This is a genomic window from Streptococcus ilei (assembly GCF_000479335.1).
GTDB classification, from domain to species: Bacteria; Bacillota; Bacilli; order Lactobacillales; family Streptococcaceae; genus Streptococcus; species Streptococcus ilei.
This window is the reverse complement of sequence record NC_022584.1, coordinates 1-26,987: the sequence shown is the minus strand read 5'-3', so window position 1 is coordinate 26,987 and position 26,987 is coordinate 1. Positions and strand designations below refer to the sequence as shown.

At 43.3% G+C, this 26,987-nt stretch carries 28 protein-coding genes, 10 tRNA genes and 1 pseudogene; 9 read left to right on the top strand and 30 right to left on the bottom strand.

Annotation, left to right across the window (positions count from 1 at the left end; all coding sequences use genetic code 11):
• Positions 1–62: 62 nt before the first annotated feature.
• The 9 genes from N596_RS00205 to rsmD all read right to left on the bottom strand — a co-directional run bounded on the left by N596_RS00205 (position 63) and on the right by rsmD (position 7,795).
• Positions 63–1,775, bottom strand: a complete 1,713-nt coding sequence (locus tag N596_RS00205) for a cache domain-containing sensor histidine kinase (protein WP_023026441.1) — start codon at positions 1,773–1,775, stop codon at positions 63–65.
• On the bottom strand, positions 1,772–2,506 hold the full coding sequence (locus N596_RS00200; RefSeq protein WP_023026440.1) for a response regulator transcription factor: 735 nt from the start codon (positions 2,504–2,506) through the stop codon (positions 1,772–1,774). The genes N596_RS00205 and N596_RS00200 overlap by 4 nt, the downstream gene beginning before the upstream one ends.
• Before the next feature lie 58 nt (positions 2,507–2,564).
• Complete coding sequence (gene msrB, locus N596_RS00195; RefSeq protein WP_023026439.1) at positions 2,565–3,686, bottom strand: peptide-methionine (R)-S-oxide reductase MsrB; 1,122 nt, start codon at positions 3,684–3,686, stop codon at positions 2,565–2,567.
• A 12-nt stretch (positions 3,687–3,698) separates the two neighbouring features.
• Positions 3,699–4,259, bottom strand: a complete 561-nt coding sequence (locus N596_RS00190; RefSeq protein WP_023026437.1) for a TlpA family protein disulfide reductase — start codon at positions 4,257–4,259, stop codon at positions 3,699–3,701.
• Between the two features lie 65 nt (positions 4,260–4,324).
• Positions 4,325–4,630 carry a hypothetical protein gene (locus tag N596_RS00185; protein ID WP_023026435.1) on the bottom strand — a complete coding sequence of 102 codons (306 nt, stop codon included), beginning with the start codon at positions 4,628–4,630 and terminating at the stop codon, positions 4,325–4,327.
• 26 nt (positions 4,631–4,656) lie between these two features.
• Positions 4,657–5,367 (bottom strand): thiol-disulfide oxidoreductase-associated membrane protein CcdA2, encoded by a 711-nt coding sequence (gene ccdA2 / locus N596_RS00180; protein ID WP_023026433.1) that lies wholly within the window; start codon positions 5,365–5,367, stop codon positions 4,657–4,659.
• A 313-nt stretch (positions 5,368–5,680) separates the two neighbouring features.
• Entirely contained in the window at positions 5,681–6,787 is a 1,107-nt protein-coding gene (locus tag N596_RS00170) for a SepM family pheromone-processing serine protease (RefSeq protein WP_023026431.1), read from the bottom strand.
• A gap of 5 nt (positions 6,788–6,792) precedes the next feature.
• Complete coding sequence (gene coaD / locus N596_RS00165; protein ID WP_023026429.1) at positions 6,793–7,266, bottom strand: pantetheine-phosphate adenylyltransferase; 474 nt, start codon at positions 7,264–7,266, stop codon at positions 6,793–6,795.
• The gene (rsmD, locus tag N596_RS00160; RefSeq protein ID WP_042360992.1) at positions 7,256–7,795 is read right to left on the bottom strand and encodes a 16S rRNA (guanine(966)-N(2))-methyltransferase RsmD; all 540 of its coding nucleotides are present in this window, start codon (positions 7,793–7,795) and stop codon (positions 7,256–7,258) included. The genes coaD and rsmD overlap by 11 nt, the downstream gene beginning before the upstream one ends.
• A 182-nt stretch (positions 7,796–7,977) precedes the next feature.
• On the opposite strand from rsmD, the gene N596_RS00155 reads away from it, so the two are divergent.
• The 6 genes from N596_RS00155 to N596_RS00130 all read left to right on the top strand — a co-directional run bounded on the left by N596_RS00155 (position 7,978) and on the right by N596_RS00130 (position 11,689).
• Positions 7,978–8,655: a helix-turn-helix domain-containing protein gene (locus tag N596_RS00155; RefSeq protein WP_042360991.1), complete on the top strand. Its 678-nt coding sequence runs from the start codon at positions 7,978–7,980 to the stop codon at positions 8,653–8,655.
• A 2-nt stretch (positions 8,656–8,657) separates the two neighbouring features.
• Positions 8,658–10,070 carry a Y-family DNA polymerase gene (locus N596_RS00150; RefSeq protein WP_023026424.1) on the top strand — a complete coding sequence of 471 codons (1,413 nt, stop codon included), beginning with the start codon at positions 8,658–8,660 and terminating at the stop codon, positions 10,068–10,070.
• The gene (locus tag N596_RS00145) at positions 10,067–10,438 is read left to right on the top strand and encodes a hypothetical protein (protein ID WP_023026422.1); all 372 of its coding nucleotides are present in this window, start codon (positions 10,067–10,069) and stop codon (positions 10,436–10,438) included. Before N596_RS00150 ends, N596_RS00145 begins: the two co-directional genes overlap by 4 nt.
• Positions 10,419–10,724 (top strand): DUF5960 family protein, encoded by a 306-nt coding sequence (locus N596_RS00140; RefSeq protein ID WP_023026420.1) that lies wholly within the window; start codon positions 10,419–10,421, stop codon positions 10,722–10,724. The genes N596_RS00145 and N596_RS00140 overlap by 20 nt, the downstream gene beginning before the upstream one ends.
• A gap of 187 nt (positions 10,725–10,911) precedes the next feature.
• Positions 10,912–11,304 (top strand): (deoxy)nucleoside triphosphate pyrophosphohydrolase, encoded by a 393-nt coding sequence (locus N596_RS00135; RefSeq protein WP_023026418.1) that lies wholly within the window; start codon positions 10,912–10,914, stop codon positions 11,302–11,304.
• Positions 11,305–11,383: 79 nt separating this feature from the next.
• Positions 11,384–11,689 carry a (deoxy)nucleoside triphosphate pyrophosphohydrolase gene (locus N596_RS00130; RefSeq protein ID WP_023026416.1) on the top strand — a complete coding sequence of 102 codons (306 nt, stop codon included), beginning with the start codon at positions 11,384–11,386 and terminating at the stop codon, positions 11,687–11,689.
• Positions 11,690–11,701: 12 nt separating this feature from the next.
• On the opposite strand, the gene N596_RS00125 is transcribed toward N596_RS00130, so the two are convergent.
• The 11 genes and pseudogenes from N596_RS00125 to rlmD form a co-directional block, all read right to left on the bottom strand.
• Positions 11,702–14,566 carry a DEAD/DEAH box helicase gene (locus N596_RS00125; protein ID WP_023026414.1) on the bottom strand — a complete coding sequence of 955 codons (2,865 nt, stop codon included), beginning with the start codon at positions 14,564–14,566 and terminating at the stop codon, positions 11,702–11,704.
• A gap of 76 nt (positions 14,567–14,642) precedes the next feature.
• Entirely contained in the window at positions 14,643–17,294 is a 2,652-nt protein-coding gene (locus N596_RS00120; protein ID WP_023026412.1) for a valine--tRNA ligase, read from the bottom strand.
• The gene (locus N596_RS00115; RefSeq protein WP_023026411.1) at positions 17,287–18,120 is read right to left on the bottom strand and encodes a hypothetical protein; all 834 of its coding nucleotides are present in this window, start codon (positions 18,118–18,120) and stop codon (positions 17,287–17,289) included. The genes N596_RS00120 and N596_RS00115 overlap by 8 nt, the downstream gene beginning before the upstream one ends.
• Positions 18,121–18,243: 123 nt before the next feature.
• Positions 18,244–18,813: a GNAT family N-acetyltransferase gene (locus N596_RS10220; protein ID WP_042361381.1), complete on the bottom strand. Its 570-nt coding sequence runs from the start codon at positions 18,811–18,813 to the stop codon at positions 18,244–18,246.
• A pseudogene (locus N596_RS10215) lies at positions 18,814–19,377 on the bottom strand (flavin reductase family protein); the annotation flags it as partial.
• 267 nt (positions 19,378–19,644) lie between these two features.
• Positions 19,645–19,992: a helix-hairpin-helix domain-containing protein gene (locus tag N596_RS00100; protein WP_023026407.1), complete on the bottom strand. Its 348-nt coding sequence runs from the start codon at positions 19,990–19,992 to the stop codon at positions 19,645–19,647.
• Positions 19,993–20,173: 181 nt separating this feature from the next.
• Positions 20,174–20,428 (bottom strand): DUF1912 family protein, encoded by a 255-nt coding sequence (locus tag N596_RS00095; protein WP_006596820.1) that lies wholly within the window; start codon positions 20,426–20,428, stop codon positions 20,174–20,176.
• Between the two features lie 2 nt (positions 20,429–20,430).
• Positions 20,431–21,777 carry a DUF438 domain-containing protein gene (locus tag N596_RS00090; RefSeq protein ID WP_023026405.1) on the bottom strand — a complete coding sequence of 449 codons (1,347 nt, stop codon included), beginning with the start codon at positions 21,775–21,777 and terminating at the stop codon, positions 20,431–20,433.
• Positions 21,777–22,010: a DUF1858 domain-containing protein gene (locus tag N596_RS00085; RefSeq protein ID WP_006596822.1), complete on the bottom strand. Its 234-nt coding sequence runs from the start codon at positions 22,008–22,010 to the stop codon at positions 21,777–21,779. Before N596_RS00085 ends, N596_RS00090 begins: the two co-directional genes overlap by 1 nt.
• Before the next feature lie 43 nt (positions 22,011–22,053).
• The gene (locus N596_RS00080; RefSeq protein WP_023026403.1) at positions 22,054–22,506 is read right to left on the bottom strand and encodes a cytidine deaminase family protein; all 453 of its coding nucleotides are present in this window, start codon (positions 22,504–22,506) and stop codon (positions 22,054–22,056) included.
• Positions 22,507–22,523: 17 nt separating this feature from the next.
• A complete protein-coding gene (gene rlmD / locus N596_RS00075) occupies positions 22,524–23,879 on the bottom strand; it encodes a 23S rRNA (uracil(1939)-C(5))-methyltransferase RlmD (RefSeq protein WP_023026401.1) in 1,356 nt (451 codons plus the stop codon).
• 158 nt (positions 23,880–24,037) lie between these two features.
• Here rlmD and recX point away from each other — a divergent pair, with 158 nt between their 5' ends.
• From recX to N596_RS00060, 3 genes are all read left to right on the top strand, one after another.
• On the top strand, positions 24,038–24,814 hold the full coding sequence (gene recX, locus N596_RS00070) for a recombination regulator RecX (RefSeq protein WP_023026399.1): 777 nt from the start codon (positions 24,038–24,040) through the stop codon (positions 24,812–24,814).
• An 87-nt stretch (positions 24,815–24,901) separates the two neighbouring features.
• Positions 24,902–25,435, top strand: coding sequence for a nucleoside tri-diphosphate phosphatase (gene ntdP / locus N596_RS00065; RefSeq protein ID WP_006596828.1), 534 nt, complete (start codon positions 24,902–24,904; stop codon positions 25,433–25,435).
• Between the two features lie 99 nt (positions 25,436–25,534).
• On the top strand, positions 25,535–25,852 hold the full coding sequence (locus tag N596_RS00060; protein ID WP_023022377.1) for a DUF960 domain-containing protein: 318 nt from the start codon (positions 25,535–25,537) through the stop codon (positions 25,850–25,852).
• A 68-nt stretch (positions 25,853–25,920) separates the two neighbouring features.
• On the opposite strand, the gene N596_RS00055 is transcribed toward N596_RS00060, so the two are convergent.
• From N596_RS00055 to N596_RS00010, 10 genes are all read right to left on the bottom strand, one after another.
• Positions 25,921–25,994: transfer RNA gene (locus tag N596_RS00055), tRNA-Pro, on the bottom strand.
• Between the two features lie 19 nt (positions 25,995–26,013).
• Positions 26,014–26,087: transfer RNA gene (locus N596_RS00050), tRNA-Arg, on the bottom strand.
• Positions 26,088–26,123: 36 nt separating this feature from the next.
• A tRNA-Arg gene (locus N596_RS00045) sits at positions 26,124–26,197 on the bottom strand.
• 21 nt (positions 26,198–26,218) lie between these two features.
• Positions 26,219–26,304: transfer RNA gene (locus N596_RS00040), tRNA-Leu, on the bottom strand.
• Positions 26,305–26,311: 7 nt separating this feature from the next.
• Positions 26,312–26,383 (bottom strand) — tRNA-Gly (locus N596_RS00035).
• A gap of 23 nt (positions 26,384–26,406) precedes the next feature.
• Positions 26,407–26,479: transfer RNA gene (locus N596_RS00030), tRNA-Thr, on the bottom strand.
• A 17-nt stretch (positions 26,480–26,496) separates the two neighbouring features.
• Positions 26,497–26,578, bottom strand: a tRNA-Leu gene (locus tag N596_RS00025).
• Positions 26,579–26,583: 5 nt separating this feature from the next.
• Positions 26,584–26,656: transfer RNA gene (locus N596_RS00020), tRNA-Lys, on the bottom strand.
• A 31-nt stretch (positions 26,657–26,687) separates the two neighbouring features.
• A tRNA-Asp gene (locus tag N596_RS00015) sits at positions 26,688–26,760 on the bottom strand.
• A 2-nt stretch (positions 26,761–26,762) separates the two neighbouring features.
• Positions 26,763–26,835 (bottom strand) — tRNA-Val (locus N596_RS00010).
• Positions 26,836–26,987 lie beyond the last annotated feature (152 nt).

Here is a 26,987-nt window from a genome sequence, read left to right as displayed (position 1 = left end):
AGGCTTTTTCAAAGCTTACTCAAACGGAAAATAAAAAGAGACAAAGAGGGTGACCTTTGTCTCTAGGAATGTTCATCTCGTGATGTGAGGGGTAAATAAAGAGTGATTTTCGTATAGCTATTAGCCTTAGAATCAATCTCCATATGATAGCTAGCCCCAAACTGTAACCGCAAGCGTTGATCCACATTTTTCAAACCAACGCCTCCTAGTCGAAGAAGAGTTTGGTCTGTCGACTCAGACAAAGCAAAGCCTCGTCCATTATCGTAAATCGTCAGGACCACTTGTTCTTCTCTAATTTCCGAAGTGACTCGTATCACGCCCGGCCGATCCATCTCCTTGATGCCGTGATAGATGGCATTTTCCACTAAGGGTTGTAGGACCAGTTTAGGAAGCTGATAATCTCCCAACGTCCCCTCTTCTAAAATTTCATAATTCAACTTATCCCCATAGCGTTGTTTCTGAATGAAGAGATACTGGCGCACATGGTCTATTTCATCCTGAAGCCTAATTTGTTCTTGTCCTTGATTGAGAGCAAGTCGAAAATATTTGGCTAGGGACTTGGTCAGGTCAACCACCCGCTGACCATCATTAAACTCAGCCATCCAGACAATGGTATCCAAGGTGTTATAGAGGAAATGAGGATTAATTTGGGCTGCAAGAGCTCGCAGTTCATAGCGTCGTGCATTTTGTTCCTCTTCTTTAACCAATTGCATAAGGTTTTCAATTTGATCCAACATACGGTTGAAGGCTTGAGCAAGATCTACCAATTCAGGCGATCCTTTGGTAGTCGCCCGCAAGTGGGAATCACCAGCTCCTATTTTCAGAATGACGGCCTGTAAATCTTGTAGGGGTTTGATCCACAAGCGCAGAATGAACCAGATTCCCACCCAGCACATGATGAGGACGAGAGCTCCTAAACCTATAAAGGAATAGAGCATTTGCGACTGAAGCATCTGGAGACCTTCCAGAGAGGCCACTCCAATTAAGGTCCAATCACTCTCTGGTATAGCAATTTGATAGACAAAGTTCTGTCCCTTTTGGGCATAGCCATCCTTGACAGCAATATAGGGTTGCATGGCCTGCATTTCCTGACTAGAAGAATAGACTGTCTTTTTAGGATGGTAGACAAATTCATGCTTCTGATTGATGATGAAACTAAAGCCTTTTTTGCCCAGTTGGAGATGATCCAGATAAGCTTCTAGGCTCTGATAGCCAATATCTAGGCGCAAAACTCCTAGATTTTGACCAGAAGCATCCACCACTTCCTGGGTGATAGAAATCACCCACTTGTCCTTCTCTGAAGACAAAGATTCCTTCCGGGCTGGCGTCAAGACAGGAATGGCCCTCTTCTTGATAGCCTCCTGATACCAGCTTTCGTTCATCATATCCGATGAGGTCTGCATGCTAATTTGAGAATCCGTAGCAACAAGGCGTCCATCCTTAGTTACTAAGACAGCCGAAACCAGATCTGGGTCTGTCTCAATAATGGTTCGCATCAGACTTTGAACGGCTTCTGGGCTCTCCTCCTTGTCTTGAGCAAACTGACGAACGGTCTCTTCTTTACTGAGGATCGAGGTGGTCTGCTTCAATTTTTTCAGATAGGAGGTGATAAACTGACTACTCTGGTCGATACTATTGCGGGTTGTTCGCTCTGTCAGTTGGCCAATGGTTGCTGAGCTAGTTTGATAGTATAGACTACCGACTAAACCCAAGAGCAAGAGAATGAAGACAAATACATAGACAATCAGCTGAATCAGCAAAGGGTATCGTTTCATTCATACTCTCCTTTTTTGTATTGTCTTGGGGTTACACCGACTACTTGTTTAAAGCGTTGAGAAAAATAGTTCATATCTTCAAAGCCAACCTGATCTGCAATCTCATAAATCTTGAGATCGGTCGTCAAGAGTAAAAGTTTGGCCTTCTTCATCCGTTCTTGGATCAAGTATTCTTGAAAAGGGAGGCCCAATTTTTTCTTGATTAGGACACTCAGATAAGAGGGACTAAAACCCAGTTGAAGAGCCAAGTCCTTAAGGGTTAATTGGGAATCCGCTAAGCGGGAATGAATAGCCTCTTCCAACTCTGTCGAATGCCCCTGATCCACCAAGGTTTCAACCTGGGCTTTCTTTCCTTCCTCGTCTAGCTTGTTCTTGACTTTCTCCAGCATCTCTTCAATATCCGCTTTTGAAAAGGGCTTGAGGAGATAGTCATCTGCTCCGAGTCGAATGGCTTTCTGAGCAAACTCAAAATCATCATAGCCTGTTAGAAAGATGATATGGCAGGACGGAGCTTTCTCTCGGACCAGTTGGGCCAAATCTAAGCCATTCAACTGTGGCATATTAATATCAGTTAAGAGAAGATCAGCCGGTTGTACTTGAAATTTTTCCCAAGCTATTCGCCCATTCTCCGCTTGGTCAATGACCTTCATCCCAAACTGTTCATAATTCACTAGAGAAGTAAGTCCCTGCCGAACCAGCTCTTCGTCTTCTACAATCATGATTGAATACATGTGTTTCACCTACTTATCCTTGTTGTACTCATTATATCAAAGTAGGTCGCAAAAAGTCTCAGACATAGTCCAACAAATAGCCGTAGCCCTTTTCTGCCATCTCTGCTTTAGGAATGAATTTAATTGACAAACTATTGATACAGTAGCGAAGGCCACCTTTTTCCTTAGGTCCATCCGTAAAGACGTGGCCTAGATGGGAATTTCCTACTCGACTCCGAACCTCTGTCCGAGTCATATTGAAACTCTTATCTTCCTTGTAGGTTGCCACATCGGGACTGATCGGCCGGCTAAAACTTGGCCAACCACAACCGGAATCAAATTTATCTTTTGAGGAAAAGAGGGGCTCTCCTGTTACGACATCCACATAGATGCCCGCTTCAAACTTATCCCAATAGCGGTTAGAAAAAGCACGCTCTGTATCATTCTCTTGCGTCACTGCATATTCTTCGGGCGATAACTTCTTCTTGATCTCTTCATCATTTGGTTTTGGATAACGACTAGCGTCAATAACCGGATAAGAAGCTTGATTCACATCAATGTGACAATAGCCATTCGGGTGTTTCTGTAGATAGTCCTGATGGTAGTCTTCCGCCTTGATATAATTAGCAAGTTCTTCTTTTTCTACAGCCAAAGGCTTATCATATTTCTTTGCCACTTCTTCAAATACTTGGTTTATGGTTGGCAAATCTGCTTGATCGGTGTAATAAACTCCTGTCCGATATTGACTGCCCTGATCATTTCCCTGACGGTTTTTTGATGTTGGATCAATAATCCGGAAATAGTGTAGAAGCAGTTCTTTCAAGGAAACCTTCTTGACATTATAGGTGATGTGTACCGTTTCGGCATGCCCTGTTTGGTTGACCAGTTCATACTTGGTAGTATCCCCTTTTCCATTGGCATAACCTGATTCGGCATCAATGACGCCTGGAACACGGGAAAAATACTCTTCCACACCCCAGAAGCAGCCACCAGCTAGATAGATTTCTCGTTGGTCTTCTGGATTGACTTTTTCTTCCTTCTTTTTGTTTGCTACTGGTGTCTGACTCATGGACGCTTTTTTGATCTGCTCAGTCGTCGCATCTGATGTATCCAAGGCCATGGATCCTTTGATAAGGAAAAAGAGTCCAAAACAAAGCAGGCCCACTAAAAGAACGGAAATGAGTTTCCATTTTGTTTCCATTTTATGTCCTCCTTACTTCATTTCTTTTAGAGTCTGGACGATGTCTTCCTTACTCATATAGCCGATATGGGTCTTGGCGAGAGTTCCATCGCTCGCAATAAAGAGAGCAGATGGATAAGAGCGAATCCCGTACTCTTTGAGCAAGTCGCCCTTACTATCCATCAAGACTGGGAAATCTTTGTAGTCCAAAGCCTGGTACCAATTTTTAAAGTCATCGGCTGATTTTTCCCCATTAAATGTCGGAGCGACAACAGTTAGAACTACATAATCTTTCCCCTCCTCTGCCTTTGCTAAATCATTTGTGTCACCTAATGTTGAAAGACAGATTGAGCACCAGGAAGCCCAAAACTTGAGATAGACTTTCTTCCCTTTGTAATCTGATAAGCGGTAGGTCTTGCCGTCTACTCCTTGCAGGCTAAAATCCAGAACCTTCTTGCCAGCTTGCTCTGAATCTCCCGTTTTGGCTGTCTGCTTAGTCTCGCTTTTATTGGATGACTCCATCCCCTGGGCGGAGCAGGCCCCTAACAATCCAACACAGAAAAGTCCTGTCGCTATTAAGGCTATTTTTTTCATGTCTTCCTCCTCTCTAAATTGGGAGAAAGTCGCCCAAGCAGACGACCTCCTCTTCCTATTGTCCTTTATTGGTCTGATTTCATGTCAGATGAGTCACTCATGTCGTCCTTCATCTCTGAATCGCTCGATTTCATCTTATCTTCTTTCATGTCGTCTTTCATTTCAGAACTGCTGTCAGACATCATAGATGAATCTTTCATATCGTCTTTTTTCATTTTATCATCGGACATGGACGAATCCTTCATATCGTCCTTCTTCATCATACTACTATCGTCCGTTTTTTTCATATCTGAATCAGATTTTTTTCCAGAACAAGCTGCTAAAGTGACGATGCTAAGGGTAGCAATAGTAAGTGCAAGAATTTTTTTCATGATTTTTCTCCTTTAATCATTCAAGATTAGTGAAACAGGGATGCTAGGCTGTTGAGATTACCCAGCATGAGCAAGATGCCCATCAAGACGATGAGAGCACCACCGATTTTTTTCAAGGTCCCCATATGAGGCTTGAGTTTGGCAAAGCGTTGCAAGACCCAGCCTGAAGCCAGGGCCAAGAGTAGGAAGGGAAGAGCTAAGCCCAAGGTGTAAACCAGCATTAAGAGCGCTCCTTGTAGAGCACCATTTCCTCCAGAAGCCGCAATCGCTAAAACGGAGCTCAATACAGGTCCGACACAAGGAGTCCACCCAAAACTAAAGGTCACTCCAATTAGAAAGGCATTGAAGAATTCGTTGCGTTTTTCGTCCTTCTTCAGTTGGATACTCTTTTGCTTTTGCAGTTGATGAAGATTGATGAGGCCCATCTGATGGATTCCCAATAAGATGACAATCCCTCCTAGTAGGTAACGGAACCAGGGAGCATAAAGTACCTGACCCAGGGCACCCGCCCCATAACCTAGGATGAGAAATACGGTTGATAGACCAGCAATAAAACAGAGGGTCTTGACCAAACCATACCAAGAAATATCTCTTCCAAAAATACGCACCGTTTTCTCATGCTCAGAATCCAATAAGATCCCTACATAGACTGGCATCAACGGTAAAATACACGGAGAGAAAAAAGATAGAACCCCCGCTAAGAACACTGAAATGGAAAACAAACTAGTTTCAATCATTTCAACTACCTCCCTTACTTTCTGACACTAGTATAAAGAAAAAATCTCTCTAAAAATAGAGAGATTGATATGCAAAAACTTGAATTTGATTGGGAGATGGATATCCCTATCTACCAATATCGAGGCTGGGACAAAAATCCTAGCCTCGATATTGTCTTTGGATTGTCGAGTAAGACGCAGTGGTTGAGTGGGCTCTACTACGCTGATTTCATCAGCTTTTACAGCCCTACTCAACTGTGCGGAGGTGGGACGACGAAATCGAATTCTAACGAATGACCGATTTCTGTCCCACTCTCTTTTCGAGCAAGCTACTTTAATTCTTTTTCAAATAATCAATAGCATCCTGCAAGGTTTTGACAGGGACAATTTTCATCTTGGTCTTAATTTTTTTAGCTGTTTCTACCGCTTCGTCGTAGTTGCTCTTAGCATTAGGATTGTTCTTTTTAACTTCCTCTGTTACCGGATTATCAGGGGCAAAGAAGATTTCAGCCCCAGCCCGATCTGCCGCCACGACTTTCTTATCCACTCCACCTATATCTCCGACAGTCCCATCATGGTTAATGGTCCCTGTCCCTGCGATATGGCGTCCCTGACGAAGGTCTGGATCCGCTACCTGGGTATAGATGGACAAACTAAACATCATCCCGGCACTTGGGCCACCGATGCCAGCTGTCGCAAACTCAATTGGCACGTCACTCTTCACCTCTGTCCGGTCAATCAAGCTAATCCCAATTCCATTCTTACCATTGACCAACTTAATAATCTTTCCTTCAGCTGTCTTGGTCTGGCCATCTTCTGTGTAGGTCACTGTGACCTTGTCCCCAATTTTTTGGGAACCAACATACTCGATGAGTTCTTTTGAGCTCTTGAAGGTTTTGTCATTCACAGCCGTAACCGTGTCTGCAATATTTAGAACGCCCTTGAAAGTAGAGTCTTCTGCTACTTGCATGACATAAACACCTAAGAATTCCATCTCTGTCTCTTTACCAGCAGTTTTTAATCCTTGGTATTTGGCAGTATTTTGAGAGGTTTCCATATAAAATTGATTAATCCGGAAAAATTCCTCACTGGAACTGCCACCAGTCATTTCTTGTTCAGAGTGGATATCTGTAAAAGGAGTCACCCAGGCATAGACTATATCCGAGAAGGTCGCTTGCTTGACGGCAACAGTGACAAAATCATACGAACCAGATGCTTCATCATTTTTCTGGTTGACGCGCATCACTTGGCGAATATCTTCTGAACTCCCGGGCATTTCCAGATAATAGGGCAGGGGAACAAAGAAAGCTAGCAAGGCCAGAATCAGAAGCAAAGTCCCAATAATCGGCCAGCGATAGGTTCTCCACACACTATCTTTTTTGCGTACAGGTTCAAATGGGCTTTCTGGTAACTGATCCCTTTGTTTCTCAAATTCATTCATTCCTTTTATTTCATCTCCTTTATAACACTCTCTGGGACATAGGCACTGACATCTTGCTGGAAGGTCAGCAACTCGCGAATTCTCGTCGAGCTCAAGGCCTGGTACTGGGGTTGGGTACAGAGATAGATGGTCTCAAGCTCTGGAGCCAGCTGGTGATTGAAGTAGTCCATGTTGCTTTCATAGAGGAAGTCTTGGCTATTTCGCAGGCCTCGAACCAAGCTCGTCACTCCATACCGTCTAGCCACTTCTACTGCCAACTCTGCCTCTGAGATGATGACTCTTACATTGGACAAATGAGCTACTGCCTCTGTCACCATGGCCTCTCTTTGCTCAATGGTAAAATAGCCCTTCTTCTCATGATTAAAGAAGATGCCTACATACAAGCAATCAAACAAGCGACTAGCTCGCTCTATCAAATCCAAGTGTCCCAAGGTCATTGGGTCAAATGAACCTGTAAATAACCCTATTTTATCTGACATAAACCGTTACCTTACTAATTCCGTAGATTTTTTCTTTCCAGATTCCTAGACAAGCAATCTCCTCAGGCAAGTCTACTGCCTTGTCCGTCTCACAGACGACCATGACCTCTTCTCCCAGCAAGTCTCGTTCAGCCAAGGTTTCAATATCGGCTACGATCTGCTCCTTGGCATAGGGAGGATCTAAGAAAACAAGGTCAAAGGTCCCCTGCAATTGACTGAGTGCTTGGTGAGCCTCCATCTTCAGCAATTGAAATTTGTGGCTTTCCTTGGTCATTTGGATATTGCTGGCAATGATCCCTTGGGCTCTGCGGTCTTTCTCGACCAAGACAGCCTGCTCCATCCCCCGAGATATCGCTTCGATGGACAAGCCACCTGAGCCAGCATATAGATCCAAGACCCGCCCCCCATCAAAATAAGGACCGATCATATTAAACATAGCCCCTCTCACCTTATCTGAAGTGGGCCTCGTTGTCTTTCCTTCGAGCGTCTTAAGAGGACGCCCTCCATAGGTACCTGATACAATCTTCATAGAGATTATTATATCAAAATTTGGATAAAAGATACAAAAACACCCACCCTCTCCAATCTGAGAGTTACTCAACCACATCCCTTTCACTGCTAAAGAAAAATCCTCTCACTTTTCTCTTGAAGTCCGAATTTATTTTTGCTATACTATATGTAACTTTTAAAACGTTACATAGGAGAATGCAGATGTTTGATGCAAAAAAATTAAAAGACCGGCGACTGGAGCTGGGCCTAACCCAAGCCCAGGTCTACGAATCCTTAGAGATTAGTCGCAAGACCTACTCTAGTTGGGAGAATGGCTTAGCAGAGCCACACGATAAAAATCTCAGGAGGTTGGCCAAGCGCCTCTCCGTTAAAGAGGACTACTTTGTCGACAAGAGCTCAGCGCTTTTCACCTACCCTTTATTAACCCCACCCCATCAGAAAAAGGTCGATCTCTTGGCTAGCCAACTCTTAGCAGAGCAAGAAAAGGTGGTCTCTTTGGTCCCTTACCGTGTCCTCTCTATCGACTTGGCAGCTGGACATGGTCATACCTTTTATGACAATGAGACCGACTACGAGACCGTTTATTTTGACCAAGAGATCCAACACGACTTTGCCTCTTGGGTCTCTGGAGATTCTATGGAACCAAGCTATCCAAACGGTTCCGTTGCCTTGATGAAACAGACAGGATTTGACTATGATGGAGCGGTCTACGCCCTTATGTGGAACGGGAAGACCTATATCAAAAAAGTCTATCGGGAAGAGGAGAGCCTCCGCCTAGAGTCTATCAACCCAGCCTATGATGACCTCTTTGCTCCCTACGAAGATGAACCAAAAATTGTCGGTATCGTGGTCGGCCACTTCCTCCCTCTGGAGGTCTAGACATGCTTTTTGATTATTCACGTGAGCCAAGGTCTGATATTGCTTTTGTGGATATGAAAAGTTTCTATGCCAGTTGTGAATGCGTCCGCCTCGGCCTCAATCCCTTGACGACTTCTCTTTGTGTCATGAGTCGGAGCGACAATTCTGCTGGCCTCATCTTAGCCAGTTCCCCCGTTTTTAAGCAGGTCTTTGGAAAGAAAAATGTCGGGCGTAGCTACGATCTGCCCTTTGATCTCAAGACTAGGAAATTCAATTACTACCTGGCCCGTAAGCAAGGTCTACCTACAGATCCAGCCTTTGTCCACTATATCGAAAGTTGGGCCAAGCGCACCTTTATCGTGCCCCCTCGCATGAATGCCTATATCCATGTCAACATGGAAATCCAGCAAGTCTTTCAAGAATTTGCTGCTCCAGATGATATCTACCCCTATTCTATCGATGAGGGATTTATCGATTTGACCAGCTCTCTCAACTACTTTATTCCTGATCCTCAGCTAGACCGACGCTCCAAGCTAGATCTCCTTTCTGCTCGGATCCAAAAGCGCATTTGGCAGCAAACTGGGATCTATGCTACTGTCGGGATGAGCAATGCCAATCCGCTCCTGGCCAAACTGGCTCTAGACAACGAAGCCAAGCACCAGAAAACCATGCGAGCTAACTGGTCTTACGAAGACGTCCCCAGTCGAGTCTGGCAGATAAAAAAACTAACTGATTTCTGGGGGATTGGCCATCGAACAGAAAAACGCCTGAACAGGCTCGGCATTCACTCCATCTATGAGCTGGCCCAGGCCAATCCAGACCAGCTCAAAAAAGAATTTGGAATCATGGGCGTCCAGCTCTGGTTTCATACCCATGGGATTGACGAAAGCAATGTCCATCGCCCCTATCGACCAAAGTCTCACGGTCTAGGAAATTCGCAAATCCTTCCCCGTGACTACCACCGCCAAAGCGATATTGAATTGGTCTTTCGGGAGATGGCCGAGCAGGTTGCTATCCGCTTGCGTCGGGAAAAGAAAAAAACCCAATTGGTCTCCATCCACGCCAGCTACTCCAAACAGGAACAGCTCCCTTCCATCCACTGCCAGCGAAAGATTGAACCGACCAACTCTACCGCTCAATTAGCTAATGAAGTCATCCAGCTCTTTCGTTCCCACTACCAGGGAGGAGCTATCCGGCAGATTGGAGTCTTTTATGGGAAGCTCGTAGAGGAGAGATTCCAGCTGATCTCCTTATTTGATGACCCTGAGCAAACCCAAAAAGAAGAGGCCCTCCAAGAGACCATTGACCACATCCGTGACCGCTTTGGCTTTGCTTCTCTACAGAAGGGATCTGCCCTATTAGAAAATTCACGCGCTCTGGCTCGAAGCAAGCTGACCGGAGGCCACTCTGCAGGAGGTTTAGATGGCTTAGCATGATTGATCGTTCTTATCTCCCCTATCAGTCGGCACGTGACTTCCAAGATCGGGGCATGGCTAAGTGGGCTGGCTTCTTCCTCTCTGAACATTCGACGGCCTTACAAACAAACCACCTCTCCCTAGAAGAGCTTCGCCTCCTCTCAAGTGAAGACATCCGTTGCCTTCTCGAGCAGGCTTATCAGCAAAAGACTCCCCTCTCCCTCTCTACCCTCCAGGACGATCAAATCGCCGTCTACTACGGCCAGGTCTATGCCTTAAGCCCTACCGAAGTCCTCATTAAAAATGGCCAGCACTACCACTCTCTCCTTCTTTCGACTATTTTTTCTATTGAACCAGGAGATTCTAGCTATGAAACCAGCACTGAATAAACACGAACTCCAATTCGATTATTTTTCAGACAATTACCAGCAGTTCGAGCATGATTTTTACCGCTTGGCAACGACTGCGACCCCTTTGGTCTTTTTAGAAGATGACCTGCTGAGATCCATGTCAACGGGCCAGCGCAACTATTTCAGACTCCACCATACCCAGAGTCGCGACCATCGTGACCACTACTTTCACTTTCGCGTCTCTACCCATCCCCAATCCCCACTGACACGGATTTATACCTACCTAGGCCACAGCCTGACCACAGAATACAAAGCAACCTCCTAGAAAACTAGGAGGTTCTTTTATCATGTTGATGAAGAGGTTTTCGCAACCCAACCAATCGCGTCTACAGGAGGATTGTCCACATCAATCCAGATGAAGTCAATGCCGATTTCACCGTTTTTGAATTTGGGTTTATTCTTTAATTGCTTCTTCCAAACTATTTCTGATACAATGAAAGAGGAGGAAAATCATGTCAAAAAAAATCATTCACGTTGTTGCAGCTGCCATTGAAAAAGACGGAAAAATCTTTTGTGCTCAAAGACCCGAAGGAAAAAGCTTGGGAGGTTTTTGGGAATTCCCTGGTGGAAAATTAGAGGCAGGAGAATCCCCTGAACAAGCGCTCGTTCGTGAGATTAGGGAAGAATTAAATTCTGAAATTGAAATTATCTCCTATATCAACGAAGCCTCCTACGACTATGACTTTGGAACCGTCGTAATGAAAACCTATCACGCCAAGCTTGTCTCAGGAAATCTAGAGTTATTAGAACACCAAAATTCCACTTGGCTAGCTCCACATGAATTAAAAACCATTAACTGGGCACCTGTGGATCGTCCAGCTGTAGAATTATTAACAAAAAAATAAGAGGTATACCTCTTATTTTTTTGTTAAATAATCATAAAGTGTTGTAGGAACTTGTGCTCAAAGACCCGAAGGAAAAAGCTTGGGAGGTTTTTGGGAATTCCCTGGTGGAAAATTAGAGGCAGGAGAATCCCCTGAACAAGCGCTCGTTCGTGAGATTAGGGAAGAATTAAATTCTGAAATTGAAATTATCTCCTATATCAACGAAGCCTCCTACGACTATGACTTTGGAACCGTCGTAATGAAAACCTATCACGCCAAGCTTGTCTCAGGAAATCTAGAGTTATTAGAACACCAAAATTCCACTTGGCTAGCTCCACATGAATTAAAAACCATTAACTGGGCACCTGTGGATCGTCCAGCTGTAGAATTATTAACAAAAAAATAAGAGGTATACCTCTTATTTTTTTGTTAAATAATCATAAAGTGTTGTAGGAACTTCATTGATCAATTCAAAATTCATGGTCACTACAGGGGTTTTACCATCTGGCATTATAGTTTCAAGAGCACTATTCTCAATATAATGAACCGGTCCAAGATAATAGAAATCACTTCCTTCACCATCTTCTTTTTTTACAAACAGGTGAAGGGTCAATCCAGTATCATTAGACTGCATAATCTCAGCTACCTCTTTTGAATTGAAACTCCTGTTGCTTCTAGAATACCAGTGAAAGACTTTGTTTGATAAAAAACCATCTTGATACTGAGTTGTTTCAGTGATATCATCCTCTTTGTGATAAGTGACAAAAATCGGACAAGTGCCATGTTTAACCTTATAGCCATAAACAGTAGAGCTCTCATCCTTATCCCAATTGAGTAGTCTCACAGCGTCTTTACGAGAATACTTCTCCCCGATCGTCAAAGGATTCTGTGGATACTTTTCAGAACGATAAAGACCCGTCTGAATGATATCTAATATAAAATCTTTATACTCCTCTGTCAGAAATTGAGCAAAATATGGTGAAAGTTGATAACTATTATTCTTGATAGCCAAAGCTGATACACCATACTTTTCCTGATCTCTTTTAACAAAAAAGCTATAGGTCAAGAAATTCTCAATAGACTTCAACAACTCATTAGAGGCTTCTAGCTTTTCTTCTTTTAGGAATTTTTCCAAATCAGAACGCGAAATCTTTTCTTTCTCCAGCAAGATTTTTAAAAGATAAAGATCTGCTTTCCTCTTTCCATTTGATAACTCTTTACAAAGAAAAGTTAGAAATCCATTTAGCTCAGGAATTTTAACAAAAGAATCATCCTTGTCAAAAGAATCGATAACTTCTCCATAATGATTAAAGCTATCAAAAAAGATGTATGGATCCAAAGTATCTAATTTCCAAAAATCACTTAATTTTGGAATACGACCTAGCCGGTTCTTCGTCTCCATATAAGCTTCTTTCAACAAAACTTTATTCGATAAATTAGTATTAGTGATGGACTTAAAGATTTGTTCCTTAGCTACTTCTTCAAAATTGATGGTCGTCAATCCTTTTAGAATATTTGGTTCTCGAAGCTCTCGACGATAATTATCTTTATTCATCGATTTATCACCAAACAAAGCAATAGGAATTAGATAGTTATTCTTATAATTTCCGATAAAATCGATAATGGTCACATATTCTTTACTCTCATGCTTCCGTAGCCCTCGACCTAACTGTTGTACGAAAACAATGCTCGATTGAGTATTCCGCAACATCACAACCTGATTGACCGATGGAATATCAATTCCTTCGTTAAAGATATCTACTGTTAGAATGTAGTCTAGCTCTCCCTTTTCTAGTTGGGCAACAACTTCATTCCGGGTCTCCATGTTATCTTCACCTGTTAAGGCTCGACAACGTTTCCCCTTTTGGTTTAGTTTGGATGCTAATTCATGGGCTTCTTGCTTGGAAGAACAGAACATCAAGCCCTTCACCGTATCTCCACTAACTCCATAAAAATCAATCTTTTTTATAATATGCTTCACGCGCTCTTCAGATGTTAAGTTCGCAATCGTAGTCTTCTCATTGATTAACTGTCCTTCAACTTCGATGTCCTTCACTCCAAAATAAATGAAGGGACAAAGCATATCATTATCAAGGGCATTTTGTAGACGAATCTCATAAGCGATATTGTAGTCAAACAATTCGTAAATATTTTGACCATCTGTCCGCTCTGGAGTAGCCGTCATCCCTAAAAAGAATTCTGGTTGAAAATGCGCCATCACTTTTTTATAAGAATCTGCACCAGCCTTATGAACCTCATCAATCAGAATATAGTCAAAATAGTCTCTTGAAAATAGGCCTAAATGCTGTTCCCGTGATAGAGTTTGAATAGTGGCAAAGACATATTTTTTGCCCGTCAAATCAGCTCCAGAGTGATAAATAAGACCTTCTGCATCAGAAAACTGCAAGACTTTTTGAAAATCCTTTAACGACTTCTGTAAAATCTGCTCTCGGTGAACAATGAAAAGCATTCTTTCTGGTTTAAACTGTTGAACATCAAAAGCTGATAGAAAAGTTTTCCCTGTCCCAGTTGCACTGATGACCAAAGCCTTCTTTTTTCCAGAATCACGAATCGCCTGCAAGCCTTTTAAGGCATCCTTTTGCATTTCATTAGGACTAATCGTTTCACTCTGATATTGAGCCGTCTTCTCTTCGCGAATCTGATCCACTCGAATAACATTCTGACGTTTACGCGCATAAGAAGCAATCTTGTCATCTGTCAAAAGATCAGACTTCTCCCAAATCTTGTCAAATTCAGCTTTAGTAGCTCGAATAAGTTCTCCATTATGGGTAGATGTCAATTTAATATTCCACTCATAATTGATCTTGAGAGCATTGTGGGTCAGATTCGAACTACCCGAAATCAATACCTGCCTTCCCTCATGTTCAAAGAGATAAAATTTGGCGTGCATCTGCAAACTCTCAGGGGTCAAACGAACTTCTACATTCTCTAACTTGAGTAGTTCTTGCATAGCCACTGGATCATTAAAATCAAGATAAGGAGAAATCAGAATTTTACCTTTGATTCCTTTATCCATCAAATCAGACAATTGCGACTTAATCAAGGAAATCCCAGACTGTGTAATAAAGGCCACTGATATGTAAAAGGCCTTACACTTGCTCAACTCCTCTTGTAAATCCGTTAAAACATATCGCTTCATCTCATGATCGTTGATCAAAATCTGTGGTGAATACCCACCCTCTTGATACTGGATATTATCCACAAAACCATATTTTAATGATTTAATAAGAGTGTCTTGAAATAAAGTTACGCCTTCTGGCATAGATTGTCTCTTTTCTACCGTTATTTAATAGTTTCATTATACCAAAAAAACACGGCATTCCGCCGTGTTTCTGTGTTTATCCCACCAACTTCTTCATCTCATCAATACGTGCTACGGTCGCGTCGTATTTTGCTTGGTAGTCGGCTTGTTTGTCGCGTTCTTTTTGGACGACTTCTGGTTTGGCATTGGCTACGAAGCGTTCGTTAGAGAGCTTCTTGCCGACCATATCCAGTTCTTTTTGCCATTTAGCGAGTTCCTTGTCGAGGCGAGCCAGTTCTTCTTCGACGTTGAGGAGGTCTGCCAGTGGCAAGTAGATTTCTGCTCCTGTGATGACGCTTGACATTGCGAGTTCAGGTGCAGGGATGGTTGATGCGATTTCCAAGTGTTCTGGATTTGTAAAGCGTTTGATGTAGTTGACATTGCTGTTAAAGAAGGCTTCCAAGTCGCTATCGCTAGTCTTAACAAGAATGGTGATAGGCTTGCTTGGAGCAACGTTTACTTCTGCACGCGCATTACGAACAGCACGGATCAAGTCTTTGAGGCTTTCGACACCTGTATGAGCCGCCAGGTCTTCAAAGGCTGGGTTGACAGTTGGGTATTCCGCTGTGACGATAGAGCCTTCTGAGATTTGTCCAAAGATTTCCTCTGTCACGAATGGCATGATTGGGTGAAGGAGACGAAGGATCTTGTCCAAAGTGTAAAGGAGAACGGAACGTGTGATGACTTTCTCTTCTTCGTTATCGCTATAAAGGACTTCCTTGGTCAACTCAACGTACCAGTCCGCAAACTCATCCCAGATGAAGTTGTAGAGAATGTGTCCAGCGACACCAAACTCAAACTTGTCAAAGTTGGCCGTTGCTTTTCCGATGGTTTCATTGAGGTTGTGGAGAATCCAGCGGTCTGTGACATTTCCAGCTTCCTTGTTGACCACTTTTTCGACATTGGCAGTTGCTTGCTCAAGGGTCAAACCTTCATTGTTCATGAGGATGTAGCGAGAGATGTTCCAAATTTTGTTAATGAAGTTCCAAGAAGCATCCATTTTCTCGTAAGAGAAGCGCACGTCTTGCCCTGGTGCAGAACCGTTTGAAAGGAACCAACGAAGGGCATCGGCACCGTATTTCTCGATCACATCCATTGGGTCAATCCCGTTTCCGAGTGATTTAGACATCTTGCGTCCTTGCTCGTCACGAATGAGACCGTGGATCAGAACGTTTTGGAATGGCTGACGGCCCGTGAATTCCAAAGATTGGAAGATCATACGAGACACCCAGAAGAAGATGATATCGTAACCTGTAACCAAGGTTGAAGTTGGGAAATAGCGCTTGAAGTCTTCTGAGTCCACATCCGGCCAGCCCATAGTAGAGAATGGCCAAAGGGCAGAACTGAACCACGTATCCAAGACGTCTTCGTCCTGAGTCCATCCGTCACCTTCTGGAGCTTCTTCGCCGACGTACATTTCACCCTCAGCATTGTACCAAGCAGGGATTTGGTGACCCCACCAGAGCTGACGAGAGATAACCCAGTCGTGGACATTTTCCATCCATTGGAGGAAGGTATCGTTGAAACGAGGTGGGTAGAATTCTACCTTGTCCTCTGTGTCTTGGTTGGCAATAGCGTTCTTAGCCAATTGGTCCATCTTGACGAACCATTGCGTAGACAAGCGTGGCTCAACCACAACCCCTGTACGCTCTGAGTGACCAACACTGTGGACACGTTTTTCGATTTTAACAAGGGCACCGATTTCTTCCAACTTGGCAATGACTGCCTTACGAGCTTCAAAACGGTCCATGCCTGCAAATTCGAAGGCCAAGTCATTCATGGTTCCGTCGTCGTTCATGACGTTGACTTGTGGCAAGTTGTGGCGCTGACCAACCAAGAAGTCGTTTGGATCGTGGGCAGGTGTGATTTTCACGACACCTGTACCAAACTCAGGATCAGCGTGCTCATCCCCAACGATTGGAATTAATTTATTAGCGATTGGAAGAACGACGTGTTTACCGATCAAGTCCTTGTAGCGTGGGTCTTCTGGATTGACTGCAACGGCAACGTCCCCAAACATGGTCTCAGGACGAGTTGTCGCTACTTCAAGGGCGCGTGAACCGTCTTCCAGCATGTAGTTCATGTGGTAGAAGGCACCTTCGACATCCTTGTGGATCACCTCGATATCAGAAAGAGCTGTGCGAGCTGCTGGGTCCCAGTTGATGATAAATTCACCACGATAGATCCAGCCTTTCTTGTAAAGATCCACGAAGACCTTGCGAACTGCTTTTGACAAACCTTCGTCAAGAGTGAAACGCTCACGAGAGTAGTCTACAGAGAGCCCCATCTTGCCCCATTGTTCCTTGATAGTAGTGGCATATTCGTCTTTCCATTCCCAGACTTTCTCAAGGAATTTTTCACGCCCCAGGTCGTAACGACTGATACCCTCACCACGCAAGCGCTCCTCAACCTTAGCTTGAGTCGCAATCCCCGCGTGGTCCATCCCTGGAAGCCAAAGGGTATCGAAACCTTGCATGCGTTTTTGACGGATGATGATATCTTGCAAAGTCGTATCCCAAGCATGACCAAGGTGAAGTTTACCAGTTACGTTTGGTGGTGGAATCACGATCGAATAAGGCTTCGCCTTTTGATCGCCTGAAGGCTTGAAAACATCTTCGTCAAGCCATTTTTGGTAACGACCAGCCTCAACCTCGGCTGGATTGTATTTCGGTGAAAGTTCTTTAGACATGTGTGTTCTCCTTTAATTTTTTGATTTTATTTATATATGATTGTGCATTACTATCTATTCTACTAAAAGTTGTTATATAGGAATAAAACCATAAAATTAGAATAATAAGTGCGACTACCATTTGCATTCCGAATGATAAAAATAGTTCTATTTTCCAAAATATAACCCTAGAAATAATGGAAATCATAGGGAATGTGTAGAACACATTAAATAGTACCTTTATCGTTTTATCACTGGGATTGTCAACCAAGTTAAATATGTATATCATTATTTCAGATATCGCAATGAACATAATTCCAATTAGATAAAGAAAGCCCGCTATTTCATTAGTATCTATTGATACAGCAAGATATATTGCTACTATAATAGGTATAACTTTACATAGTAATGAAAAAAACAATGTGATATTCCAATTTACCTTTTTCTGAACTATAGACTCTTCATATTCTAGTAACAATCTCAAATATTTACGTAACAATTTATTAGAATTTAAGGAATAGTTAAAAGTATTTATTAACTGCCAAATATGTGCATCCTTCAAATAATATTGCTTTCCTATCTTATCTATTTCCTTTTGAGTCTTATCAAGTAAACTTGTATCTTCTGGAGATAAAAACATTCTAAGTTTTTCAATTGCTTGTTCAGTTCTTTTTATTTCATAGGATGCCAACTCATTTGAAATACCGATTATCTCTTTTCTCCTATTCTGATAGTTTTCTACTTCAAATTCAACTAAATTATTTTTACTGTTTGACAAAAAAGATAAAAAGCCACTTAAAAATGTTCCTATACCAAAAGCAGCGATTAATTTTAGTATCTCGTCCACTTTAAACTCCTTATATATTTCTTGTTTTTTAAATTGTTAAAAATATGAACTTATAAACAGATGATATTTTCTATAAACTTCCCTGCAAGCATCTTACTGAACTGTTCGAAATCCTCGAACAGTTCAACTAACAACGTTTCCCTCCCGCTCACTCTTCAGCAAGCCATACCTCAAATCATCACAACGATTGCCTTGAGCATCTTTGCGGTCTCGGATACGAGCTTCAAGAGTGAAACCAAGCTTCTCAGCAACTCGTTGACTTTGGACATTGTAGCCAAAGCAAGACAATTCTATCTTGTGTAGGTTTAGTTCTTTAAAAGCTAAGTCAATCAAGGCACTCGCTGCTTCTGGAACATATCCTCGACCCCAATAGTCTGGGTGCAAGGTATAGCCAATCTCCAGCACATCGTCTGCGTGGCGATGGTTGAAATCAACAGAGCCGATGAGCTTATCCGTCCCTTTGACCACAATTCCGTAACCCGCTGGGAGATTATCTTTTTGATTGCGCTCGGGAAGGATATGTTCTAGGTAATAAATCTCATCTTCCAAGGTCTTGACGGCTGGAAAGCCTGCTGGATAGGAAACTTCTGGCAGACTAGCGTAGGCATGGATATCCTCAGCATCCGCCACTGTACGGACTCGCAGGACCAGACGTTCCGTCTCGATTCGTTCAGGTAGTTCTGCTCTGGTCATCTTTTTTCTCGCTTTCTTGATAAAGCTTCCCATGGGGTCGACTCGGTCATCTAAATAACGGTAAACACGCTGATGACCATCCCCCATAAAGCAAGTCGGGGCAAAACGGTCATTTTTAAAATGTCCTTTATCGTCCAAGAGTTCTGGATCAGCTAGTCGGTCTAGAATCTTAGCAAAGATATGGCAGATGCCATCTTCCTCGACGATCCGATCTACCTGACAGTCCAATACGACTGGACAAGCCTCTAAAATCGGTGCCTGGGTCCGTTTAGAAATTTCATAGTCTAATCCTAAGTGTTCCAATTTTTCCCGATGGCTGATAAAACCAGCCTGCTCCATCTCCAGCATGAAACTTTCACCAGGAATGTTCACAGTAAACTGTTGATAATGCTTAATCTGGTCAGCCGCATTTTCCTCAGCACCAACACCGATGACCAACCAATCTCCCAGACTATAAGAGGAACTGCAGGTCGTGATGTTGTGCCCAAAGTTCTGATCCTGATAGCCCAAGATGAAGATAGGAAAACCATAGTAGAGCTTACTTGTTTTAAAAGATTGTTTCATAACAACCTCCTTTGGCTAGGGGAATAAAAGAAAAAACGTCCCTGCCATCAATCTGACAGGGACGAATGTGTTTATCCGCGGTACCACCCAATTTCGGGCCCTTGCCCGCAACTTTGTTTATTTCATTTTCATCCATTAGCAACTAGTTTTGACACATTTGTGGACTTCTCAGCACCGCCACTTTCTGTAAAATGTGGAATTCAAAACACCTCTAACAGGTTCATTTTATCAAGTTTTCCCGGAAATAGCAAGAAATCACAAAAGCGATTATTTAAACTTGACACCAAGTTCTTGCAATTTTTTGATGGTTGCTGGGCCGATTCCTTTAAGGGCCAACAACTCTTTCTCTGTCCAGTTTGCGAAGTCCGCAACAGAGCGAATACCTTCATCATAGAATGTTTGCGCACGATCAAGGGCTACACCTTCCAAGCTTGCAGCAAATTCTTCTACTGAAGAAGCTACTTGTTTCACTTCTTTCGCTGCTGCTTTTGCTGCTTTCTCAACCTTTTTAGGTGCCTCTTTAACAGCTGCTCCTACAGTTGCGACAGCTTTTTTCAAAAGATGTCTATTTTGATGTTTGTATTGTTTCGCACGGTTAACGTTCTTCTTTGCCATTTTTCCTCCTACGTATCCAGTGATCAATCCCTAAGGCAACAAGGTTTCATCACCAATATTACTTTCAATAATTCGTTGATGTCTGTTCAACTTTTTTATTGTAACACAATCCCTCGAAAAATCAAGTCATTGCACTATTTTCAGCCAAATCCAGCTAGTCAAAATCCTTTACAGAGAGCCTTTAATAGGTTCTCTCTCCAAACAAGCCATCTGGAAGATCGTGAAAACCTTTCCCTTCGTGGTAGTTAGCAAACTTCCCTTGAAGGAATTGATAAGCATCCAAGCGACTCTCATAGCGGATCATAGCTTCCTTGGCCCGCTCGTCCTGATCCTCTTCATAGACCTTCTTGCTTTCTGTCAGGGCCATTTCATTGATCATGACCTGGGTCTTGATCCAAGCCTCAAATTCTTTCATAAATTCTTTTTCGTAGCTCATTCTTACTCCAATCCTCTATAAAATTCACTATCGATCTCCCGATAGGGTTGGATATCCTGGACATATTCCAAGACACCTTGAAATTCTCCCGCTTCATCGCGCACTGCTGCATAGGTAACATGGACAAATTTCCTACGTGATTCTGATTTGAACCACATTTCGTACTTGTCTTTTTTCCCTTCTCGAAGCCCCTGCATGATTGTTTTGACCTTCTCCAAGTATTTTGGCGGGTGACACAGTTCGACATTGCGTCCTACCTGCGACGGTGTCCGTTTGAAAATCATCTCCTCAAAAGGCGCTGCATCATTGTAATATTGGAAAATATCATCCTTATTAACAAAGGTGATCTCCATCGGTAGATGGTTTAAGATCAAGTTAGCCTGCTCCACAGAGAGGAAGCCATGGCCAAAAGCCTGTGGTTGCTGGCGATCGAAGCTTTCTTCTTTTTTCTTAGGCCTGAAGGTAATGGTCAGTTGTCCCTCAGGAGTCTCAATGACCTGTCGCTGCTCGCTTCCATTTGAAGAAGGAAGGACTTCACCTGAACCTTCGGTCTCAATTGCTCCTTCTTCCTTAAAGTCCACACGTTTCGGCACCCATTTCTCACTCGGAATGATGATGGCATAACCATAAGCATCACTTTCTTCCGCGATAGAGAGCCAATCGTCTTGGCTAAAGGCCTCTAATAAAATCATCAAGAGGATGGACTCTTCCTTGAAGATCATAGCCTCAAACTCTTGCGCAAAGGCTTCAAAGCGTTCCTTGACTTCTGAGATAGGAGAATCAGGCAGCCCTTTAGCCGCATCTAGGGCTTTTGCAAAGAGTTCTCGAATCTGGTCATCTACTCCCCACATGACTTTGGGAGGGGAATCATGCCCATAGCGCTCCATAATGGGAAACATCAACTCTTCCTTCCGGCGGTAATGGCGATCAAATTGACCCACCAAGCCCAACTGACGCAACAAACCTTTGTGAATTTCCTGGATCATCTCAGGATCCTCTGTCGTCTCATAATTATCCAGCAAACGACGGACCCGCATCATAGCCGCCCGAAGGGCCAGGTTCTCCTGTTTAAAGATCTGAACCGGATGGCCTGGATGGTCAGTATCTGCTACTTCGACTCCTTGGACAGCGTTCTTAAAGAGATTGGCATGGACATCGCAAAGCTCCATGACATCCTCAAAGGTAATGCCTGCATCAGAGTTCATTAGCTCATGCTCCATGAGGGAAATCTCAATCGCAGACACCCCGCTAAAGGTCGCATCAAAGCGCTCTTGGACCGACTCAGGAGAGGCTCCATGATGAAGATCTAATAAGATGTCTCTCAAGACATGAATTCGTTCATCGCTCATTAGTCTAGCCCCACTACTTCATAGCCATTGGCCTCTAATGTTCGCACAATTTTCTCCATGGGCGTACCTTCTAATTTTGATCCTTGTTTCAAAGAAACCTTGCGCCCAACTGTATTGCGCATGATCGGATTGGCTAAGGGTTTAAAGCCCAATTCCACCAACAAGTCTAATACTTCCGGATGTTGATCAATGACTTGAGCAACTGGAATCGATACATCAATTTTATTGTCCATCTCTCACTCTCACATTTCTTCTCTCATCTTAGCTCCTGGGAAACTAAGACTCCTCCTGGGGAAGCTCCTCAGCCCTCTGATTGGCCCGTTCTTCTCCCCACCAAAAGGGCATCAATTCTCCCAGAGTAATAGTCTTTCGACTCTCATAATCGACCATAAACTCCAACTGGCTATTGGCTGGATCAAGTTCCATTAAGAACTCTCGACAAGCCCCACAAGGCATTCCAGAGCCGCCGCCATAAGGTGGTCGATCTCGGAAGGCTAAAATTCGTTTCACCTTGGTTTGACCAGATGCTTGGTACATATTAAAGAGAGCCGTTCGTTCTGCACACAAATGGAAGACTCCACAGGTCCCTTCCATACAAAAGCCTGTATAGATTTGCCCATCCTCTGCCTCAATAGCCGCAACTACGTGTTGCGCATAGACAAAATCAGATACTTCATGGGGACGATAGAGGGCCTTGGCCTTTTCATACATGATTTCCCAAATATCCATTGTTGATTCCTGTTCTATTAAGCTTTCTTGACTAACTTCACCACAGCCTCTGTCCGAGCTGTATGGGGAAACATATCTACTGACTGGATGTAGACAACATCATACACCTTGGTCAAGTCTACAAGGTCTCGCGCCAAGGTCGAAACATTACAAGAGACATAGACCATCTTTTGAGGGGCATAGCGCAACAAGGTATCAATCAATTGCACTCCCAGTCCTGTCCGTGGTGGATCCACAATGACTGCATCCGCCCGATAGCCTTCTTTGTACCAGCGAGGGATGATTTCCTCAGCCGTCCCAGCTTCATAGTGGGTATTCTCAAACCCCATCTGCTTAGCATTGTACTTAGCATCCTCAATCGCTTCAGGGATAATGTCCATCCCTCGTACACTCTTGACCTTGTCCGCAAAGGCGAAACCAATGGTCCCAACACCACAGTAGGCATCAATCAAATGATCCTCTGGTGATACATCTAAGGCCTTGACAGCCTCACTATAGAGGACTTCGGTTTGCTCAGGATTTAACTGGTAAAAGGCCCGAGGAGACAAGGAAAATTCATAATCCAAGACCCCTTCTCGGATGGTCTCCTGTCCCCATATAATCTGCGTCTTCTCCCCATAAATCTCGCTTGATTTAGAAGTGTTCAGATTGACTGCCACCGTTACAATTTCAGGGTATTTTTCTACTAGGTCTGCGACCAAGTTTGTTAAATTAATTTGTCGACTCGTCACCACGATCATTTGGACCTGACCAGACTTGCGAGCCCGGCGTACCATGATGGTTCGAACTCCCAATTGTTTCCGATCATCTGAAATCGGAATCTGGTAGTAGGTCAATAGCTCAGCTACGTGATTAGCGATTTCCTGAATGACCGGATCCTGGACCAGACAGTCCCTTAATTCCACCAAATAATGGGAATTTTGAGCGTATAAACCAGCCTTAACCTGCCCCTTAAATTTACGCGTCTGAAATTGGAGCTTGGCCCGATAATACTGAGGTTTTTTCATCCCAAGCGTCGGATGAATCAGATAATTTTCATAGCCTTTAGGAGCATATTTCTTCAAGGCCTGCTGCAATAAGTCTGTTTTGAACTCCAACTGCTTGCTGTACTTCAGATGCATGATTTGGCAGCCCCCACAGGTCTCGTAAATATCACAGGTTGGCGTTACCCGATACTTGGAAGCCTTGTTGACGGACAAGAGCTTGGCTTCTGCAAAATTCTTCCGAATCGCCGTAATTTGGCAAAAGACATCTTCACCCTTTAAAGCCCCAGGCACAAAGACCAAGGTCTTCTTGTAAAAGCCAATCCCTTCACCATTAATTCCCATTCGCTTGATTTTCAAGGGAATTCTTTGTTTAACTTTTAGATTCATATGTCTATTATACCATGTAGTTTCTCATTCGTTTAGAATATGATAGAATTGAGAAGAAAAACAAGGAATCAGGGACCATTTCTCAAAAGGACTACGAATAATATAAAGAGAAAGACTGATCATTTACCGCAATAAAACACAAACGAAACAGGAAACCTATGAAAATTACCAAATTAGAAAAGAAAAAACGTCTCTACCTTCTAGAGCTGGATCAAGCCGAATCCCTCTACATTACAGAAGACACCATCGTCCGCTTCATGCTCTCACGAGACAAAGAGATTAGCCAGGAAGAACTCAAGGAAATTCAAACCTATGCCCAGCTTTCCCATGCTAAAAACTTGGCCCTCTATCACCTTTCCTTTAAGGCACGAACTGCTCGCGAGGTTAGAGACTACTTAATCAAGCACGAAATCGACGAATCTACCATCGAAACCGTCATTAACACCCTAAAAGAAGACAAATGGATCGATGACCTGGCCTATACTCGGGCTATCTTTCAATCCAATCACCTCTCAGGAGACAAGGGCCCCTATCTCCTCAAGCAAAAGCTCATTCAAAAAGGTGTCTCTTCCCACTATATCGACAAAATCACCTCAGAATTTGATTTCTCCGAAGTGGCTCAACGAACTGCTCAGAAACTGGCTAAGCAATACGTTAAGAAACTTCCACCAAGAGCCTTAAAAGATAAAATCACACAAACTCTTATCAATAAAGGCTTTAGTTATGAAGTTGTCAAGCAAGCCTATCACCAATTAGATATCGAACCAAACGAGGAACAAACTCTTGACCTGATTATGAAGGAACTAGAAAAACAGCACCAGAAATACTCCCGAAAATACGAGGGCTACGAGCTTAAACAACGCCTCACTCAAGCCCTTGCGCGCAAGGGATACGACTACTCAGACATTTCTACAGCACTTCGCGAATTCCTTTAAATAAAAAATCACATGAAAATCCCTTATTTTCATGAAAATATGATACAATATAGAGGATGTACTTAGATTGTAGAAAGTTGGTAAGTTATGAAACTACCTAAAGAAGGCGACTTTATTACAATTCAAAGTTATAAACATGATGGAAGTCTCCACCGAACCTGGCGGGACACCATGGTACTAAAAACTACGGAAAACGCACTTATCGGCGTCAATGATCATACTCTCGTTACAGAGAGCGATGGTAGAAGATGGATTACACGAGAGCCAGCAATCGTCTACTTTCATAAGAAGTACTGGTTTAATATCATTGCTATGATCCGAGATAATGAAGTATCCTATTATTGTAATCTTGCCAGTCCTTATTATATGGACCAAGAGGCACTAAAGTATATTGATTATGATCTTGATGTCAAAGTCTTTCCGGATGGTGATAAAAAACTGCTGGACGTAGAAGAATACGAACAGCACAAACGCAAAATGAACTATTCAGATGACATTGACTTTATCCTAAAAGAAAATGTCAAAATCCTTGTAGACTGGATTAACAACCAGTTAGGTCCGTTCTCTGAGGAATACATTAAAATTTGGTACAACCGTTATGTTGAACTGCGAAATAAATAAAGTTGAAAAGAGCGAAAGCTCTTTTTTTCGAACTTAATACTTGCAATATCCAAGTAAAACAAGTACTATGTACTTAATAAAAACAGGAAGGGAGACACTATGGCGTTTACAAATACAAGAGGCCGCTATGCAAGTTTTGGGGTCGTAACCAGCTTACCGGATGATATCATCGATAGTTTCTGGTTTGTCATTGACAACTACCTCAAACATGTCTATCCCTTGAACCCCGTTTTAAAATTTGAACTCATCAATCGGAAAGGAAAAACAACCCTGCGCTTCAGTCAAAAAGACTTTCCTTTAGAAATCGCAGTTGATTTCCTGATTCCTTTCGACCCCTATTATCCAAGACAAGTCAGAATTGTTGATAACAAAGGACGAGAAACAATCATGCTGATTGACGAATACCAACTCTTATAAAAGAAAAAGGCCTCACGGCCTTTTTTCTTTCAAAAAAATAAAAAAGGTCATATGACCTTTCTACAGTATCGGGAAGACAGGATTCGAACCTGCGACACCTTGGTCCCAAACCAAGTACTCTACCAAGCTGAGCTACTTCCCGAACTAAAGCTTACGCTTTATGCACCCTAGAGGAGTCGAACCTCTAACCGCCTGATTCGTAGTCAGGTACTCTATCCAGTTGAGCTAAGGGTGCTCGTTCTTATTCAATTCTTACATAGTCTTGCGACCATGCACCCTAGAGGAGTCGAACCTCTAACCGCCTGATTCGTAGTCAGGTACTCTATCCAGTTGAGCTAAGGGTGCTTCTTCTCCAACCTAAGTCTATGCCGAGGACCGGAATCGAACCGGTACGATCGTTACCAATCGCAGGATTTTAAGTCCTGTGCGTCTGCCAGTTCCGCCACCCCGGCCTCCTCAAGCGAACGACGGGATTCGAACCCGCGACCCCCACCTTGGCAAGGTGGTGTTCTACCACTGAACTACGTTCGCATCTGTTTCTTTATATAAAAAAATGCCGGCTACATGACTTGAACACGCGACCCTCTGATTACAAATCAGATGCTCTACCAACTGAGCTAAGCCGGCTCATTATTATTCCTTTATGCGGGTTAAGGGACTTGAACCCCCACGCCGTAAAGCGCCAGATCCTAAATCTGGTGCGTCTGCCAATTCCGCCAAACCCGCTATAATGACCCGTACTGGGCTCGAACCAGTGACCCATTGATTAAAAGTCAATTGCTCTACCAACTGAGCTAACGAGTCGTATCATTATCTTCTAGAAACTGCGTTTCTACGGTCCCGACGGGAATCGAACCCGCGATCTTCGCCGTGACAGGGCGACGTGATAACCGCTACACTACGGGACCTATGGGAGTTAACGGGATCGAACCGCTGACCCTCTGCTTGTAAGGCAGATGCTCTCCCAGCTGAGCTAAACTCCCAAATGGTCGTCTAGCTCAGCCAACGGTGAGAAACTGCGTTTCTCTTATCCGCCGATTGGAATCTCGATTTCCTCTCAATTCCAACTAAGCTAAACTCCCAAAAAAGGAAGCGTCTAACTTCCTATCTTGCTAAGCGACTACCATATCTCACA

What these genes read in the sequence shown, in the direction of transcription:
- N596_RS00205 (WP_023026441.1), bottom strand. Translation starts at nt 1,775, where the DNA reads ATGAAACGATACCCTTTGCTGATTCAGCTGATTGTCTATGTATTTGTC.
- N596_RS00200 (WP_023026440.1), bottom strand. Translation starts at nt 2,506, where the DNA reads ATGTATTCAATCATGATTGTAGAAGACGAAGAGCTGGTTCGGCAGGGA.
- msrB (WP_023026439.1), bottom strand. Translation starts at nt 3,686, where the DNA reads ATGGAAACAAAATGGAAACTCATTTCCGTTCTTTTAGTGGGCCTGCTT.
- N596_RS00190 (WP_023026437.1), bottom strand. Translation starts at nt 4,259, where the DNA reads ATGAAAAAAATAGCCTTAATAGCGACAGGACTTTTCTGTGTTGGATTG.
- N596_RS00185 (WP_023026435.1), bottom strand. Translation starts at nt 4,630, where the DNA reads ATGAAAAAAATTCTTGCACTTACTATTGCTACCCTTAGCATCGTCACT.
- ccdA2 (WP_023026433.1), bottom strand. Translation starts at nt 5,367, where the DNA reads ATGATTGAAACTAGTTTGTTTTCCATTTCAGTGTTCTTAGCGGGGGTT.
- N596_RS00170 (WP_023026431.1), bottom strand. Translation starts at nt 6,787, where the DNA reads ATGAATGAATTTGAGAAACAAAGGGATCAGTTACCAGAAAGCCCATTT.
- coaD (WP_023026429.1), bottom strand. Translation starts at nt 7,266, where the DNA reads ATGTCAGATAAAATAGGGTTATTTACAGGTTCATTTGACCCAATGACC.
- rsmD (WP_042360992.1), bottom strand. Translation starts at nt 7,795, where the DNA reads ATGAAGATTGTATCAGGTACCTATGGAGGGCGTCCTCTTAAGACGCTC.
- N596_RS00155 (WP_042360991.1), top strand. Translation starts at nt 7,978, where the DNA reads ATGTTTGATGCAAAAAAATTAAAAGACCGGCGACTGGAGCTGGGCCTA.
- N596_RS00150 (WP_023026424.1), top strand. Translation starts at nt 8,658, where the DNA reads ATGCTTTTTGATTATTCACGTGAGCCAAGGTCTGATATTGCTTTTGTG.
- N596_RS00145 (WP_023026422.1), top strand. Translation starts at nt 10,067, where the DNA reads ATGATTGATCGTTCTTATCTCCCCTATCAGTCGGCACGTGACTTCCAA.
- N596_RS00140 (WP_023026420.1), top strand. Translation starts at nt 10,419, where the DNA reads ATGAAACCAGCACTGAATAAACACGAACTCCAATTCGATTATTTTTCA.
- N596_RS00135 (WP_023026418.1), top strand. Translation starts at nt 10,912, where the DNA reads ATGTCAAAAAAAATCATTCACGTTGTTGCAGCTGCCATTGAAAAAGAC.
- N596_RS00125 (WP_023026414.1), bottom strand. Translation starts at nt 14,566, where the DNA reads ATGCCAGAAGGCGTAACTTTATTTCAAGACACTCTTATTAAATCATTA.
- N596_RS00120 (WP_023026412.1), bottom strand. Translation starts at nt 17,294, where the DNA reads ATGTCTAAAGAACTTTCACCGAAATACAATCCAGCCGAGGTTGAGGCT.
- N596_RS10220 (WP_042361381.1), bottom strand. Translation starts at nt 18,813, where the DNA reads ATGACCAGAGCAGAACTACCTGAACGAATCGAGACGGAACGTCTGGTC.
- N596_RS00100 (WP_023026407.1), bottom strand. Translation starts at nt 19,992, where the DNA reads ATGGCAAAGAAGAACGTTAACCGTGCGAAACAATACAAACATCAAAAT.
- N596_RS00095 (WP_006596820.1), bottom strand. Translation starts at nt 20,428, where the DNA reads ATGAGCTACGAAAAAGAATTTATGAAAGAATTTGAGGCTTGGATCAAG.
- N596_RS00090 (WP_023026405.1), bottom strand. Translation starts at nt 21,777, where the DNA reads ATGAGCGATGAACGAATTCATGTCTTGAGAGACATCTTATTAGATCTT.
- N596_RS00085 (WP_006596822.1), bottom strand. Translation starts at nt 22,010, where the DNA reads ATGGACAATAAAATTGATGTATCGATTCCAGTTGCTCAAGTCATTGAT.
- N596_RS00080 (WP_023026403.1), bottom strand. Translation starts at nt 22,506, where the DNA reads ATGGATATTTGGGAAATCATGTATGAAAAGGCCAAGGCCCTCTATCGT.
- rlmD (WP_023026401.1), bottom strand. Translation starts at nt 23,879, where the DNA reads ATGAATCTAAAAGTTAAACAAAGAATTCCCTTGAAAATCAAGCGAATG.
- recX (WP_023026399.1), top strand. Translation starts at nt 24,038, where the DNA reads ATGAAAATTACCAAATTAGAAAAGAAAAAACGTCTCTACCTTCTAGAG.
- ntdP (WP_006596828.1), top strand. Translation starts at nt 24,902, where the DNA reads ATGAAACTACCTAAAGAAGGCGACTTTATTACAATTCAAAGTTATAAA.
- N596_RS00060 (WP_023022377.1), top strand. Translation starts at nt 25,535, where the DNA reads ATGGCGTTTACAAATACAAGAGGCCGCTATGCAAGTTTTGGGGTCGTA.